Origin of the sequence: Pseudomonas sp. NPDC077408 (assembly GCF_050269105.1) — a bacterium.
Lineage (GTDB): Bacteria > Pseudomonadota > Gammaproteobacteria > Pseudomonadales > Pseudomonadaceae > Stutzerimonas.
The window spans coordinates 440,395-455,502 of record NZ_JBNNHS010000003.1 but is presented as its reverse complement, the minus strand read 5'-3'; the positions used below and the strand labels follow the sequence as shown (position 1 = coordinate 455,502).

Sequence of the window (15,108 nt, the reverse complement as noted above, 5' to 3'; positions counted from 1 at the left end):
CATCAACTGCTCGGTACGCGCGCCAGCGTGCGGTCGACCACCTGCGGTTTCATCGCGGCAGAGATTGCACGGTTCTGTTCTTTCAGCGCGGCGAGGGTGTCAGCGTCGGCCATTGGCACATTCTGGGGCTGCACGGCGTTGCCCGGACGAACGCGCTGCAGGCCGTTCACGACGATGGTTTCACCTTCCTTCAGACCGTCGCGCACGATGCGCAGGCCCTCAAGCTTCGGACCGAGCTCGATGGAGCGATAGTTGACGGTATCGTCCTCCCCGAGGACCAGGACGAACTTCTTGCCCAGATCGGTTCCGACCGCGACATCCTTGATCAGGACGGCGTCGTAGGTGGCGCTGCCGACCAGCTTCAGGCGCGCATAAAGCCCTGGCGTGAAGCTGCCGTCACGGTTGTCGAACACGGCGCGACCGCGAATGGTGCCGGTGCGGGGATCAACCTGGTTGTCGATGAAGTCCATGTGCCCCAGATGCGGGTGGCCTTCTTCGCTGGACAGCCCGAGGTACACAGGGGTTTCCTCGCCACGTTCACCGTCACGGGCCAGTTCGCGGTATTTCAGGTAGGTGCGTTCGTCTGCCTCGAAGTAGGCATAGACCTTGTCGGTTGAGACCAGGGTCGTCAGTAAGGCTTCGCCAGCATTAACCAGGTTGCCCGCGGTGATCAGCGCACGACCTGCGCGGCCATCGATGGGGGCAGTGACGCGGGTGAAACCGAGATCCAGCTTGGCTGCATCGAGCTGAGCCTGGATCGCTGCGACGGCGGACTTCGCTTCGCTGGCAGCGCTGGCTCGCGCATCAGCCAGTTCAGCTGAAATAGCGTTATTGGCGCGCAGTCGCTCACCGCGTTCGGCCTCGCTTGCGGTCCGGCGCTCAGTGGCACGAGCCTGTTGCAACTCGGCCTGCAAGCGTTTGACCTGGGCTTCGAACGGGCGCGGGTCGATCTGGAACAGCAGATCGCCTTTCTTCACCAGTGAGCCTTCTTCGAACGCGACCTTGTCGATGAAGCCCGACACGCGTGGACGAATATCGACCGACTCAGGCGCTTCCAGGCGGCCCGTGAGCTCGTCCCACTCCGTGACCTGCTGTTCGATGACGGTCGCAACGCTTACGGCTGGCGCGGGCATTGCCGCTTCGGTGGCCTCAGGTGCCTGCCCGCAAGCGCCGATGAGGGCAGCGGCAATCGCAACCAGTGGGTAACGCAAGGCTATGAGTGGACGTTCCATGCTTGACTCCGCAGCTCGGGTTTTTATCGATGGCGGGAGTGTGCGGGGCGGCTTCGTGAAGCAGAAATCGAATTGGGCGAATGTAAATATCATCCGCGCTGATGTTGCAGGGTGTTTCATCAATGGTGAACAAGGGATTGTCGGGGCATTGGTGCCGACCTCGACTGACGTGGTTTCGGTCGGGCTGGTGGGCTGAAGCCCACCCTACAACGAGGATGTGCAGGCACTGATAACAGGTGGGTTTCAGCCCCCAATGGAAGATCGAACGCAAAGCAATCAGCAGGTAGGGTGGGCTTCAGCCCACCACATCAAGCGGTGTGCTAGCGCAGTGCAGGCGAACAAATGGCGGTTTAAAGACTGTCCGGGTCGCCTACGAACATCTGGATCCGCGAACGCAGCCAGCGCTCGGCCGGGTCGTTGTCCTGGGCGCCGCGCCAGGCCATGGACAGTTCGAAATCCTGGCTTGTGTCGAATGGCAGCGGCTCGGCACGCACACCCCCGTTAGCGGCAAGGGCCGCCGCGGCGTAGTCCGGCACCGTCGCCACCAAGTCAGTCCCCGCCAGCAGGCTGGCCAGCCCGTTGAACTGCGGAACGGCGAGCACGACCTTGCGTTTGCAGCCGTGGAGCGCCAGTTCGTCATCGATGTAGCCATTCAAATCGCCGGCAAAGGAAACCATGGCATGTGGCCGCGAGCAGTAGTCCTCCATCGTCATGCGGCCGGGGATGCTGTCTGCGCGGAGCAGCATCGGTTTTGGCCTGCGCAAGATTTTGCGCTTGGCGTTGGCCGGCAGTTCCTCGGTGTAGCAGACACCCACCGAGATCTCGCCAGACGCAAGCAGGCCCGGCATCAGCAGATAGTTGGCGCGCCGTACCACCAGCACCACGTCGGGCGCCTCGGCGCGCACACGCCTGAGCAACTGCGGGAGCAGGGCGAACTCGACCTCATCAGTCAGACCGATACGAAACACCAGCTCGCTGGTGGCCGGATCGAACGTGGAGGCGCGGCTGACAGCCGTGGAGATCGAGTCCAGCGCCGGCGACAGCAGACCGGCGATCTCCTGCGCGCGTGCAGTCGGCTCCATGCTGCGGCCGGTGCGTACGAACAACGGGTCGTCGAACAGCGTGCGCAGGCGCGCCAGTGCAGCACTGATCGCCGGCTGGCCGAGAAAGAGTTTCTCCGCGGCACGGGTCACGCTGCGCTCGTGCATCAGCGTTTCGAAGACGATCAACAGGTTCAGGTCTACGCGGCGAAGGTCGTTGCGATTCATGCCTTTCACTTCAAGCTGTGGTCAGACATAAGGCGCGGCTGACCGAAATGAGGGTTGCGTCTGCATTCTAGACAGATCGGAGTGACGTCGGCATGTCCATTCCCGCTTTGCAATGACACAAACCTGCAGCAGTGGGAGTGGCCTTACATACAGCACATCATCATTCCCGCGCATGGCGACTATCGAGCGGAATGCAGGGATCGCTGCTGGAGTTGTGCCAATACTGCAGATAAAGTCACAGACACAGTAGTAATCGAGGGGTCTTTTTCATGTCCCGCATCATCCGTTTCCACCAGTTCGGGCCCGCGGACGTATTGCGCTACGAACAGCGAGAAGTCCCTCGGCCGGGGCCTGGCGAAGTGCTTGTCGACGTCAAGGCGATCGGCGTCAGCTGGAATGACGTGCTCTGGCGGCAGGATCTGGCTCCGCGTCACGCCAAGCTCCCGGCCGGGCTCGGCAGCGAGATCGCCGGCGAAGTGCTTGCGGTGGGCGAGGACGTGGACGGCTTCGCAATTGGCGACCGTGTCGCCAGTTTCCCTGCGCATGATCTCAACCAGTACCCGCTCTACGGCGAGCAGGTGCTGCTGCCGCAGGCGTCCTTGGTCCACCATCCGGAGATGCTCAGCGCCGCCGAGGCGTGTGTGCATTACACGCCGGCGCTGGTCTCGTATTTCGCTCTGGTCGAGCTGGCTCAGCTCGAGCCCGGACAATACGTGCTGGTGACCGAAGCGCGGCATTGCACCGGTCCTTCGGCCGTGCAAATGGCGAAAGCGCTTGGCGGACGGGTAATCGCCACCTGTGACACGGCAGAGGATCGTGACTTCCTGCGCGAGCTGGGGGCCGAGACCGTCATCGTTACCGAAGAGGAGGATCTCGTCGGCCGGCTGCAAAAGATCACCGGCGGAGCAGGCGTCGAAGTTGTGCTCGATGGTTGCGGTGGCTCGCAGATGAAGCTGCTTGGTGACGTTATCGCACCGCGTGGCAAGCTGATTCTTTATGGGCTCAATGGTGGCAACGAAACTGCGTTTCCAGCCTGCGCGGCGTTCAAGAAGAACTTCAAGTTCTTCCTGCATTGCCTGTGCGATTTCACCGGGCAACCCGAGCTGGGAATCGAGCAAAACCGCGAGGCGGTCGAGAATGCCTTGCTGCACATCAACCAGCTCACAGCCGACCGCCTGATCACGCCGCAGGTCGACAAGGTCTTCGGCTTCGACGAGGTAGTGGCAGCCCACGAATACGTCGAAAGCGGTGTCCCGCGCGGCCGGGTCGTACTGCGCGTCGATTGATTCTTCGAGGCCTCTGCATTAGGGCCTCTCATCGCTTCATAGAAACTTTTCCCGCCCGCGCCAAGTCCTCCGAATACAGGTATTGATCCCTTGACGGAGGATTTTGGCATGCCCGACGAAAACCAGACGCTCCCGCCGCAGCAACAGGCTGAACCGGGTAAAGAAAGCGAGATGACCCCGAGGCCCGAGTACCGTGGCGAGGACTACAAAGCGGCGGGCAAGCTCCAAGGCAAGGTTGCAATCATCACTGGTGGCGACAGCGGCATCGGCCGCTCGGTAGCGGTGCTGTTCGCGCGTGAAGGTGCCGATGTAGCGATTCTCTATCTGGATCAGCACCAGGACGCAGAGGAAACCAAGCGCGCAGTGGAAGAGCAGGGGCGCAGCTGTCTGACCTTCGCCGGTGACGTGGCCGACCGCGACGTGTGCCATAAGGTGATCGACGAAACGGTGAGTGCCTTCGGCAAGCTCGACATTCTGGTCAATAACGCCGCTGAGCAGCATCCCCAGGAAACGCTCGAAGACATCAGCGAAGAGCAGTGGGAGAAGACCTTCCGCACCAACATTTTCGGCATGTTCCAGATGACCAAGGCTGCACTGCCGAACCTGAAAAAAGGCGCCTCGATCATCAACACCACGTCGGTGACGGCCTACAAAGGCAGCCCACAGCTGCTGGACTACTCATCGACCAAGGGCGCCATTACGGCCTTTACCCGCTCGCTGTCGATGAATATCGCCGACCGAGGTATTCGCGTGAATGGCGTAGCACCCGGGCCGATCTGGACGCCGCTGATTCCGTCGACCTTCGATGCGGACAAGGTCGAGAAATTTGGCGCCAACGTGCCCATGGAGCGTCCCGGCCAGCCCGATGAAGTCGCGCCGGCATACGTGTATTTGGCCAGCAGCGACGCTTCCTATGTCAGCGGCCAGGTGATCCATGTCAACGGCGGCACCGTGGTCAACGGCTGACCGAACGACTGTCGACAGGAGGGAAGGCTTATGCCCCGTACGATCTGGAAAGGCGCCGTCAGTTTCGGCCTGGTTCATATCCCCGTCGCCTTGGTGCCTGCGACCACGCGCTCGGGTATAGATTTCGACTGGCTGGACAAACGCAGCATGGACCGGGTGGGCTACAAGCGCATCAACAAGACCACCGGCGAGGACATCGAGAGCGAGAACATCGTCAAAGGCGTGGAATACGAAAAGGGTAACTACGTCGTTATCAGCGATGACGAGATCAAAGCGGCTCACCCAGAAGCCACGCAGACGGTAGACATCGTTGCCTTTGTCGATGCCAAGGACATTTCCTTCCTGTACATCGCTACGCCCTATTACCTCACCCCGGACCGGCGGGGTGAAAAGGTTTACGCGCTGCTGCGCGAAACCCTGACTCAGACTGGCAAGGTCGGCATCGCCAACGTGGTGCTGCGCAACAAGCAACATCTGGCCGTGGTGATGCCGCTGGGCAAGGCACTGGTGATGAATACGCTGCGCTGGGCCGATGAGGTCAGGGGCGTGGAGTACCTTGAGATGAAGGACGAGGCGCTTAATGCTGACCTCAACCCGAAGGAACTCGACATGGCCAAGCGGCTGGTCGAGGACATGAGTGAGGATTGGAACCCCGAGCAATACAAGGACACCTTCCAAGACCAGATCATGGATCTAGTGGAGACCAAGGCTCGCGAAGGCAAACTCGAAGCTGTGGGTGGGCCCGAAGAAGCGGTGGATCGTCGCAGCGCCGATGTCATCGACCTGACCGAACTGCTTAAACGTAGCCTGGCCGGCAAATCGTCCGCCAAGAAAGCTGCCCCGACTGAAGACGTTGACGACGACGACGACGACAGCGAAGAGGCATCGCCTGCCAAGCGGGCCACGAGCAAAACTACAGCCAGCAAATCGAAGGCCCCGGCCAAGTCTGCAGCCAGTAAATCCTCTACCAGCAAAACCTCGACGGCCCGCAAGACAAGCACCAGTAAGCCGGCTGCCAGCAAGTCCAACAGCAAGAAAGCGAGCTGACGCTCATGAGGAGCGTGCATGGCTGAAAAAGCTGCCAAAAATCGCCCCGATGTGGGCGGTATCGGCATCAGTAATCCGCAACGGGTCATCGATCCGGCAAGCGGTGCCACCAAGCTGCAGCTCGCTGAATACTATCTGGCGGTGGGCGAATGGCTCGTACCTCATCTGGCCAAGCGTCCGCTGTCCATTGTCCGGGCGCCGGATGGAGTCAGCGGTGACAGCTTCTTCCAGCGCCACTGCGGGCGGCTGAAAATGCCGCACATGCGCGTCTTGGATAAGTCCCTCGATCCAGAGCATGCACGCCTGATCCAGGCGGACAGTATCAGCGCGGTCGTCGAGGCGGTGCAGATGGGCACCGTCGAGTTTCATACCTGGAATGCACGCAGCAACCGCATCGACAAGCCGGATCGGGTGGTCTTCGATCTGGATCCTGACCCGGAGCTGCCGTGGTCAAGCATGGTCGAGGCGACGAACATGACCCTTGAACTGCTTGATCAACTCGGGCTCAAGGCCTTCATCAAAACCAGCGGTGGGCGCGGCATGCATGTCGTGGTGCCGATCGATCGTCGTCAGAGTTGGGATTGCGCCAACGAATTCGCCCGTATGGTCACGGTTCGCCTGGCCAAAGAGTCACCTGAGCAGATCGTCGCCAAGATGGGGCCGAAGAATCGGGTCGGCAAGATCTTCGTTGACTACCTGCGCAACCAGCGAGGCGCTAGCACGGTTGCTGCTTTTTCTGCACGAGCACGCCCAGGGCTGCCCGTCTCGGTGCCAATCACACGGGAGGAGCTGGACCAGATCAGCGGCGCTGATCAGTGGAACATCCTCAATCTCTATGAACGCCTCAAGCGCGTGAAGCTCGATCCATGGGCCGACTACGCCACGACCCGTCAGAGCCTTTCAGCGCAGCTGTTGAAGGATCTCGCTGCGCGTCAATGACGCGACGGGTGACCTGTCTGTGGCCGGTTTACTAGACTAGCCTCGTACTGGCGTAGCGAATGCGCCGCCCCGTCTGTCCCGCCGGAGGAACCATTCCAGAGCGGTTCAGTCGATGTGGTTAGATGGGCAGACATAATAAGTAACAGGAGATACCGATGACCGTGCGAGTATCCCGGCGACAGTTCCTGAAGTTCGGTGCGGCCGGTGTAGGCGCGTCGAGCATGGCCATGATGGGATTTGCGCCTGATGAAGCGTTAGCGTCGATTCGTCACTTCAAACTGACCGGCGCAAGAATGACCCGCAACATTTGCACCTACTGCTCGGTAGGCTGCGGCATGTTGCTCTACTCGCGTGGTGATGGCGCGATCAACGTTATTGACGAGATCTACCACGTCGAAGGCGATCCGGACCATCCGGTCAGCCGAGGGTCGCTTTGCCCTCGGGGGGCGGGCGTGCTGGACTTCATCAAGAGCGAGTCGCGGGTCAAATACCCCGAGGTTCGCGAGCCTTACACCAACGAGTGGAAGCGCATCAGCTGGGATGAGGCATTCGCACGCATCGCCCGGCACATGAAGGACGACCGCGACAGAAATTTCGAAACCCATGACGAGCAGGGCAGGCTGGTCAATCGCTGGATGACCACGTCGATGGTTGCAGCCTCGGCTTGCACCAACGAGACGGCTTATCTGACGCAGAAGATCACCCGAGCACTCGGCATCCTCAAACTCGACAACCAGGCGCGCGTTTGACACGGACCAACGGTGGCAGGTCTTGCCCCAACATTTGGTCGCGGTGCCATGACGAACCACTGGACCGACATTGCCAATGCCAATGTCATCCTGTCGATGGGCGGCAATTCGGCTGAAGCACACCCCGTAGGCTTCCGCTGGGTCATGCATGCCAAGCAGCGCAGCAATGCCGTGCTGATCTCAATCGACCCGCGCTTCAACCGCACCACGGCGGTGGCGGACTATCACGCCTGGATTCGCACGGGGACGGACATCGCGTTTCTTGGTGGTTTCATCAACTACCTGATCGAAACCAACCGTTTTGCGCATGAATATGTACGCGAATACACCGACGCGAGCCTGATCGTGGCTGAAGGGTTCGGCTTCGAGGAGGGACTGTTCACCGGCTACAACCCGGCGGACCGCACCTACGATCGCCAAACCTGGAACTTCGAGATCGGCGAGGACGGTTTTGTCCGCACTGATCCAACCTTCGAGCACCCGCGCTGCGTGCTTCAGCTGATGCGTCAGCACTACAGCCGCTACACGGTTGATCAGGTGGAAAATATCTGCGGTATGCCCCAGGAGAAGGTGCTTGAACTTTGGGATCTGATGGCGACCACCTCGGCGCCAGACAAGACCATGACCATCCTCTATGCCCTGGGTTGGACGCAGCACACCATCGGATCACAGATCATTCGCTGTGGCGCAATGGTGCAGCTGCTGTTGGGCAACATGGGCATGCCTGGGGGGGGCGTCAACGCTCTGCGTGGTCATTCCAATATTCAAGGCCTGACTGATATCGGACTGCTGTCAAACCTGCTGCCAGGCTATATGAATCTGCCGTCGGCAGACCTGCAGACCTATGACGACTATCTGGAAACTAGGGTCAAGCAGCCATTGCTCGAGGGCGAGGTCTCGTACTGGAAATTCTACGAACGCTTCTTCGTCAGCATGATGAAGGAGTGGTACGGGGAGGCCGCCACGGCTGAGAACAACTGGTGCTACGACTGGTTGCCGAAGCTTTCCGAGCCGATCTATGACGTACTCTACGCCATTAACGACATGACCTTGGGCAAGGCGACCGGCGCCTTCTGCCAGGGCTTCAACATCCTCGCGGCCTTTCCGAACAAGGCCAAGGTTTTGGACGGGCTGTCGAAACTCAAGTACTTCGTGATCATGGACCCGCTCACGGTGGAAACCGGTGAGTTCTGGAAGAATTTCGGCGAATACCACGATGTCGATCCATCGAAGATCGCCACTGAGGTTTTCCGCCTGCCGACCACCTGCTTCGCCGAGGACGATGGCTCCATCACCAACAGTGCTCGCTGGTTGCAATGGCATGAGAAGGCGGCACCGGGGCCTGGCGAAGCCATGACCGATACCGAGATTCTCGGCGAGGTCATGCTGCGCCTCAAGCACATGTATCAGGTGGAGGGCGGAGCATTCCCGGATCCGATTTTGAATCTTGAGTGGAACTACAAGGTTCCGGATTTCCCGAAGGCCTCCGAGCTGGCAAAGGAATACAACGGACGGGCCCTGGCGGATATCTCCGACGATACCGGTAAGGTGATCCGGCGTAAGGGAGAACAGCTGCAGGATTTCAGCGAACTGCGTGCCGATGGCTCGACCGCCTGCGGCTGCTGGATCTATTCCGGGGCCTGGACCGAAGCCGGAAACATGATGGCTCGTCGAGACAACTCGGACCCTTACAACACCGGCAACACCCTGGGCTGGGCGTGGGCATGGCCGATGAATCGACGGCTGTTGTACAACCGCGCTTCGGCACGGCCCGACGGTACGCCGTGGGCGCCCAACAAAGCATTTATCTGGTGGAACGGCGAGCGCTGGACGGGAGCTGACGTACCGGATTTCCCGGTCAATTCACCGCCATCGCAAGGGGTCGGGCCATTCATCGTCACGCAGACCGGCCGAGGGCATTTCTTCTCCTGCGAATGGCTGAACGAAGGGCCCCTTCCTGAGCACTACGAACCGATGGAAACGCCCATCGACCGTAACCCGCTCAATCCCAACAACCCATTGGCACTGCATAACCCCATCGCCCGGGTATTCGAGCAGGATCGCGATTCGTTTGGATCGAACAAGGAATTTCCGTACGCCGCGACGACCTATCGCCTGACCGAGCATTTCCACTACTGGACGATGCATGTGCGGCTCAATGCCATTGCCCAGCCGGAAAAGTTCATCGAGATGAGCGATGTTCTGGCAGCCGAGCTGGGCATCAACGCAGGCGACCGGGTCAAGGTAACGTCCAAACGTGGATTTATCACCGCTGTGGCGGTCGTGACCAAGCGCATGGTGCCGTTGCAGATCGATGGTCGAACAGTCCATCACATCGGCATTCCGATCCACTGGGGCTTCAAAGGTGTCACGAAGAAGGCGCACCTCACCAACACCCTCACGCCGTTTGTGGGTGACGGGAACACCCAGACGCCAGAGTTCAAGTCGTTTCTGGTGAACGTGGAAAAAGTCGGAGGGATCGTCTGATGCGTGGCGACCAGATCAATCTGCAAAACATCATCGCCCGCTCGGCGACCACCACACCTTCTCCGCAAGTCCGCCATGGCGGGGTGGAGAAGGTCACCAAGCTCATCGACGTGTCCGTGTGCATCGGTTGCAAGGCGTGCCAGGTTGCCTGTTCGGAGTGGAACGACCTGCGTGATGAAGTAGGGGAGTGCGATGGCACTTACAACAACCCGCAGGACCTGACTCCGGAATCGTTCGAAGTGATGCGGTTTTCGGAATACGAGGACGAGCAGGGCAATCTCGAATGGCTTATCCGCAAGGACAACTGCATGCATTGCGCCGAACCGGGCTGTCTCAAGGCATGCCCTTCGCCCGGCGCAATCGTGCAGTACGCCAATGGCATCGTCGATTTCAACTCCGAGCATTGCATTGGCTGTGGTTACTGCGTGGCGGGTTGCCCGTTCGACATTCCCCGAATCTCGAAAAAGGACAACAAGGCATACAAATGCACCCTGTGCTCGGACCGGGTCTATAACGGGCTGGAACCGGCGTGCGTCAAGAGCTGCCCGACCTCGGCCATCATGTTCGGCACCAAGGAAGACATGCTCGACTACGGTGCTCATCGCGTCGCGGATCTGCAAGGGCGAGGCTACGCAAACGCGGGGATCTACGATCCGCCTGGCGTCGGTGGCACCCATGTGGTCTATGTGCTGCAGCACAATGATAAACCCGAGATCTACAGCGGTCTGCCGCGCGATCCGCACATCGCCCCGACGGTCGAGCTGTGGAAGGGCGTGACCAAACCGATCATGTCGGTGGCCTTGGGCATGTCGGTGCTGGCGGGCTTCTTCCATTACGTGATGAAGGGGCCGAAAGAAGAGCCGGAGGACGATCCTGATCCGGTGAAAGCGCATGACGCCCGCGACATCGATAAGCGCGGGGAGGACCGGCTATGAGCCACTCGAACGTTAAGCACGGGATCCTACGTTATGGCTGGTGGACACGAGTCAATCACTGGCTCATTGCGATCAGCTTCACGTTGCTCGTGTTGAGTGGGCTTGCCTTGTTCTATCCGGCGTTCTTTGGGCTCACTGCGCTTTTTGGTGGGCCTGAACCGACGCGTATCGTGCATCCGTATATCGGCGTGTTCATGTCGCTGTTCTTCGTCATCCAGGCTGTGCGCTTCTTTGGTGACAACCTGATCCGTCGCCACGATGTGCAGTGGATGAAGCAGATCCGCGACGTGCTGGGCAACCGCGACGAGCGATTGCCGCCAGTGGGCAAGAACAACGCCGGGCAGAAGCTCGTGTACTGGATCTTCCTCGCCACCGTGCCGGTATTGTTGGTGACCGGCATCGTCCTGTGGCGGCCTTGGGTCGCCGATGAGATGCCGATTTGGGCGCTGCGCTGGGCAGTGACCATCCATGCCTATACCGCCTTCATCGCGATCATCACGCTGGTAATTCATGTGTACTCGGCGATCTGGGTGAAGGGCTCGGTACGCGCAATGACCCAGGGCCGTGTAAGCCACGCCTGGGCACGCCATCATCATGGGCTCTGGTATGACGAGGTACGCCGCAAGGAAGGTTATGACGATCCAGGTGGTCTTTCGCCTGATCGTGACGTGCCGTCGAAACGAACGTAAGGAGTTGCAGTGAACCACTCTTATGGAAGCGCGCCTTCGGGGATCATGGAGGCGCCAAACGTGGTGTTGCCGAACGCCAAGGTGTTCAGCAAGCGCGCTACGCGGCTGCGGGAACTCGTCCAGCAGGTTCCACCTCTGGATGAGTTTCTCGCCTTCATGGCACGACTGGTACAAGCCCAGCATCAGGTGCTCAACGAACGCGAACCATCCTGGCGCCCGGCTGAGGATGCGTTCGATCAGGCGCTTAAACATGGCTTGCCGCCGCTTGGTGTTCAGGCCTTGAAGCGTGACGTGCCCTGGAGTGAAGACCTGCTGTCGATGCTCGACGCCATGGAGCTTCATGTGGGCGAGGCTCAGCGGCCCTTGCTCAGGACGTTGAGGGAGTTGTCTCGCGAGCAGCTGGATACGTTGGCCGACGATGTCCTTGAGGCTCGTCCCGGCGATGAAACAACCCGACCGCTGCTGCCATTGGTTGCCGCTGCCCTGCAGATCAGTTGGATGAGGCTGGCGATAGCCCTGCCTCGGCCGCCTGATAAGCCCGAGGGGGAAGCAAAGGGGTTATGCCCTTGCTGCGGTTCGCCACCGGTCGCCAGTGTCATCCACAACGAGCGCCATCGTGCTGGCGTGCGCTATCTGCATTGCTCGCTATGCGCCACCGAGTGGCACCTGGAGCGGCTCAAGTGCAGCGTTTGCGACAGCGGCGCAAAACTGCTGTACCTCACGCTGGATGACGAGCAGGGCAAACCGGCGATGCCGGTCCAGGCGGAATCTTGCGGCGAGTGTCATAGCTATCTGAAGGTCATGCTGCGTGAAGAACACGGACGCGCCGAACCCGTGGCGGACGACCTGGCAAGCCTCGCGCTCGACATCTTGTTGGCCGAACAGGGGGAATATGGCCGTAGCGGTTACAACCCGTTGTTGATCGCCGGCGGGGACTAGCGCACCAGGCTATGGCTCAAGCATGAACACGCCTGGTGACGATCGGTGATATTTGCGTGGTTTCGGATCGCCAGCAAGCTGGCTCCTACAAGTAGGGGCTTGGCTTTAGCTTGGCTCTCTATGTTCGCCACAGTACGCTTTTGTAGGAGCCACCTCGGTGGCGATCAGCGGTGTTCGCGTTGTGTTTGATCGTCAACAGGCTGGCTCATACAGGAGCGGCCTGCCTCCCCGCCAAATCATCCGTCTTATATTTGGCCTAAAACAAGCGCAACGCCGGCTGTGGCAAGCGGTAGCGGCCTTTAAGCTGAACTTTTCAGGCCTCCTTTGGTTCGGAAAGAACAGAGCCCGAGAAAGCCCGCATGATGGTTTTCCACCGGTACAACCAGCCACGCTCGATTGCCAGTCCCGAGCGGGGTAGGTTTGCCGTTTCGCTGCAATTTCGCCTAGGAGCCCCGTTCGATGACCGATGCAAAGCCCCATCCGGTGATTCACCCCCGACTTGAACAGGCATTGCAGATGCCGCGCATTGCCATTGAATCGACCCAGCCCGTACTGGAAGGCGGACGATTTGCGGCAAAGGCAACCATCGGCCACCCGATCAACGTCACCAGCAAGATCTTCGCCGACGGGCACGATCAGCTAGCCGCGTCGATCTGCTGGCGGACCAAGGATGAAACTACCTGGCGCCGGGCACGGCTCAAGTTGATCGGCAATGACAGCTGGGAAGGGCTGTTCACTCCGACTCAAGTCGCTTCGCATGAGTTCATGATCGAAGCTTGGTGGGATATCTACGAGACCTACCGCTACGAGCTGTCGAAGAAGCACAACGCTGGGGTCCCGGTTCAGCTGGAACTCGAAGAAGGTCGTCTGCTGCTCGAGCGCGCCAGCCAGCGGGCCCAAGGCGAGACCAAAGCCATCATTGATGATCTGCTGCACCGGTTGAGCTCAGCGCATCTGGACGATGAACGTGTCTCGGTGTTGCTGGCCAGTGAAACGGCGGCGGCGATGGCCGATGCAGACCCACGAGAGCATTGCAGCCAGAGTGAGGTGTTCCCGATCGAGGTCGAGCGCCCACTTGCGCTGTTTGCCAGTTGGTACGAGCTGTTCCCGCGCTCCGAAACCGATGACCCTAACCGTCACGGTACTTTCCGTGACGTGCACAAGCGTTTGCCATCGATCCGGGACATGGGCTTCGATGTCCTGTATTTCACGCCGATTCACCCAATTGGCCGGCAGCATCGCAAAGGGCCGAACAACACGCTGCAAGCCGGCCCGAATGATCCCGGCAGCCCGTATGCAATCGGTAGCGAAGCCGGTGGGCACGATGCAGTCCATCCCGATCTCGGCACACTCGATGACTTCCGCGACCTGGTAGCTGCCGCAAGCGAGCACGGTCTGGAGATTGCCCTCGACTTCGCCATTCAGTGCTCTCAAGACCACCCATGGCTCAATGAGCACCCGGGCTGGTTCTCCTGGCGGCCGGACGGGACCATCCGTTATGCGGAAAACCCGCCGAAGAAATACCAGGACATCGTCAACGTCGACTTTTACGCCGAAGACGCCATGCCCGGTCTTTGGCTCGCATTGCGCGACGTGATCTGGCACTGGGTCGAGCAGGGCGTGAAGATCTTCCGCGTCGACAACCCGCACACCAAGCCGCTGCCGTTCTGGGAATGGATGATCGCGGACATCCGTGAACGTGACCCTGACGTGATGTTCCTCTCCGAGGCCTTTACCAAGCCGGCCATGATGGCGCGCCTGGGCAAGGTCGGCTTCAACCAGAGCTACACCTACTTCACCTGGCGCAACAACAAGGCGGAGCTGAGCGAGTACTTGACTGAGCTGAACGAGCATCCGCTGCGTGACTGCTATCGGCCGAATTTCTTCGTCAATACGCCGGACATCAATCCGTTCTTCCTGCATGACTCCGGGCGAGCGGGATTTCTCATCCGGGCGGCGCTGGCAACCATGGGTTCCGGCCTGTGGGGCATGTATTCGGGCTTCGAACTGTGCGAGTCCGCGGCAATCCCCGGCAAGGAGGAGTACCTGGATTCCGAGAAGTACCAGATACGGGTCCGCGATTATCACGCACCGGGCAACATTGTCGCGGAGATCGCTCAGCTCAATCGCATTCGTCGGCAAAACCCGGCCCTGCAGACCCACCTGGGTTTCAAGGCGTACACCGCTTACAACGACAACATCTTGTTCTTCGGCAAACGCACGCCGGATCGCACGAATTTTATTCTCGTCGCAATCAGCCTCGATCCGCATAACGCTCAGGAAGCACATTTCGAGCTTCCGCTATGGGAGATGGGCCTGCCGGACCATGCCGAAACCCGAGGCGAAGACCTTATGAACGGGCATCGCTGGACCTGGTACGGCAAGACTCAGTGGATGCGAATCGAGCCTTGGCACCAGCCATTCGGCATTTGGCGTATCAGCTCGGACGACATGGACCCTGACTTAAAGTGATTTCTAAAGAAGAACACAAAAACGATATGTTTCAGTTGGTTATAGGCTATTCATTATCCAGTTTATAAATCGACTGGCTTACTTTTCCGCCTCGGCTGG

At 59.8% G+C, this 15,108-nt stretch carries 12 protein-coding genes; 10 read left to right on the top strand and 2 right to left on the bottom strand.

Translation table 11 applies throughout. The annotated features are described in order from the left end of the window. Positions 1–2 precede the first annotated feature (2 nt). Complete coding sequence (locus ACQKEK_RS11330) at positions 3–1,232, bottom strand: efflux RND transporter periplasmic adaptor subunit (RefSeq protein WP_499142663.1); 1,230 nt, start codon at positions 1,230–1,232, stop codon at positions 3–5. Here ACQKEK_RS11330 and ACQKEK_RS11325 point away from each other — a divergent pair. Continuing rightward, complete coding sequence (locus ACQKEK_RS11325; protein ID WP_499142662.1) at positions 1,231–1,428, top strand: hypothetical protein; 198 nt, start codon at positions 1,231–1,233, stop codon at positions 1,426–1,428. The genes ACQKEK_RS11330 and ACQKEK_RS11325 overlap by 2 nt on opposite strands. Positions 1,429–1,582: 154 nt before the next feature. Here ACQKEK_RS11325 and ACQKEK_RS11320 read toward each other — a convergent pair whose 3' ends face one another. Then, the gene (locus ACQKEK_RS11320; protein WP_045427440.1) at positions 1,583–2,500 is read right to left on the bottom strand and encodes a LysR family transcriptional regulator; all 918 of its coding nucleotides are present in this window, start codon (positions 2,498–2,500) and stop codon (positions 1,583–1,585) included. 269 nt (positions 2,501–2,769) lie between these two features. On the opposite strand from ACQKEK_RS11320, the gene ACQKEK_RS11315 reads away from it, so the two are divergent. The 9 genes from ACQKEK_RS11315 to ACQKEK_RS11275 all read left to right on the top strand — a co-directional run bounded on the left by ACQKEK_RS11315 (position 2,770) and on the right by ACQKEK_RS11275 (position 15,009). After that, positions 2,770–3,786, top strand: a complete 1,017-nt coding sequence (locus ACQKEK_RS11315; protein WP_499142660.1) for a zinc-dependent alcohol dehydrogenase family protein — start codon at positions 2,770–2,772, stop codon at positions 3,784–3,786. A 108-nt stretch (positions 3,787–3,894) separates the two neighbouring features. After that, entirely contained in the window at positions 3,895–4,752 is an 858-nt protein-coding gene (locus ACQKEK_RS11310) for an SDR family oxidoreductase (RefSeq protein ID WP_499142658.1), read from the top strand. A 30-nt stretch (positions 4,753–4,782) separates the two neighbouring features. Further along, entirely contained in the window at positions 4,783–5,799 is a 1,017-nt protein-coding gene (ku, locus tag ACQKEK_RS11305; protein WP_499142657.1) for a non-homologous end joining protein Ku, read from the top strand. A gap of 18 nt (positions 5,800–5,817) precedes the next feature. After that, a complete protein-coding gene (ligD, locus tag ACQKEK_RS11300; protein WP_499142656.1) occupies positions 5,818–6,738 on the top strand; it encodes a non-homologous end-joining DNA ligase in 921 nt (306 codons plus the stop codon). Between the two features lie 161 nt (positions 6,739–6,899). Further along, a complete protein-coding gene (gene fdnG, locus ACQKEK_RS11295; protein ID WP_499142942.1) occupies positions 6,900–9,974 on the top strand; it encodes a formate dehydrogenase-N subunit alpha in 3,075 nt (1,024 codons plus the stop codon). Further along, positions 9,974–10,909 (top strand): formate dehydrogenase subunit beta, encoded by a 936-nt coding sequence (gene fdxH, locus ACQKEK_RS11290; RefSeq protein WP_128121269.1) that lies wholly within the window; start codon positions 9,974–9,976, stop codon positions 10,907–10,909. The genes fdnG and fdxH overlap by 1 nt, the downstream gene beginning before the upstream one ends. Next, entirely contained in the window at positions 10,906–11,598 is a 693-nt protein-coding gene (locus ACQKEK_RS11285) for a formate dehydrogenase subunit gamma (protein WP_499142654.1), read from the top strand. Before fdxH ends, ACQKEK_RS11285 begins: the two co-directional genes overlap by 4 nt. 45 nt (positions 11,599–11,643) lie before the next feature. Continuing rightward, positions 11,644–12,537, top strand: coding sequence for a formate dehydrogenase accessory protein FdhE (fdhE, locus tag ACQKEK_RS11280; protein ID WP_181690030.1), 894 nt, complete (start codon positions 11,644–11,646; stop codon positions 12,535–12,537). A gap of 459 nt (positions 12,538–12,996) precedes the next feature. Next, positions 12,997–15,009 (top strand): alpha-1,4-glucan--maltose-1-phosphate maltosyltransferase, encoded by a 2,013-nt coding sequence (locus ACQKEK_RS11275; protein WP_128121266.1) that lies wholly within the window; start codon positions 12,997–12,999, stop codon positions 15,007–15,009. Positions 15,010–15,108 lie beyond the last annotated feature (99 nt).

Excerpts from the sequence above, each read along its gene's own strand:
- ACQKEK_RS11320 (WP_045427440.1), bottom strand. The coding sequence starts at position 2,500 with ATGAATCGCAACGACCTTCGCCGCGTAGACCTGAACCTGTTGATCGTC.
- ACQKEK_RS11310 (WP_499142658.1), top strand. The coding sequence starts at position 3,895 with ATGCCCGACGAAAACCAGACGCTCCCGCCGCAGCAACAGGCTGAACCG.
- ku (WP_499142657.1), top strand. The coding sequence starts at position 4,783 with ATGCCCCGTACGATCTGGAAAGGCGCCGTCAGTTTCGGCCTGGTTCAT.
- ACQKEK_RS11315 (WP_499142660.1), top strand. The coding sequence starts at position 2,770 with ATGTCCCGCATCATCCGTTTCCACCAGTTCGGGCCCGCGGACGTATTG.
- fdxH (WP_128121269.1), top strand. The coding sequence starts at position 9,974 with ATGCGTGGCGACCAGATCAATCTGCAAAACATCATCGCCCGCTCGGCG.
- ACQKEK_RS11275 (WP_128121266.1), top strand. The coding sequence starts at position 12,997 with ATGACCGATGCAAAGCCCCATCCGGTGATTCACCCCCGACTTGAACAG.
- ACQKEK_RS11330 (WP_499142663.1), bottom strand. The coding sequence starts at position 1,232 with ATGGAACGTCCACTCATAGCCTTGCGTTACCCACTGGTTGCGATTGCC.
- fdhE (WP_181690030.1), top strand. The coding sequence starts at position 11,644 with ATGGAGGCGCCAAACGTGGTGTTGCCGAACGCCAAGGTGTTCAGCAAG.
- ACQKEK_RS11325 (WP_499142662.1), top strand. The coding sequence starts at position 1,231 with ATGCTTGACTCCGCAGCTCGGGTTTTTATCGATGGCGGGAGTGTGCGG.
- ACQKEK_RS11285 (WP_499142654.1), top strand. The coding sequence starts at position 10,906 with ATGAGCCACTCGAACGTTAAGCACGGGATCCTACGTTATGGCTGGTGG.
- ligD (WP_499142656.1), top strand. The coding sequence starts at position 5,818 with ATGGCTGAAAAAGCTGCCAAAAATCGCCCCGATGTGGGCGGTATCGGC.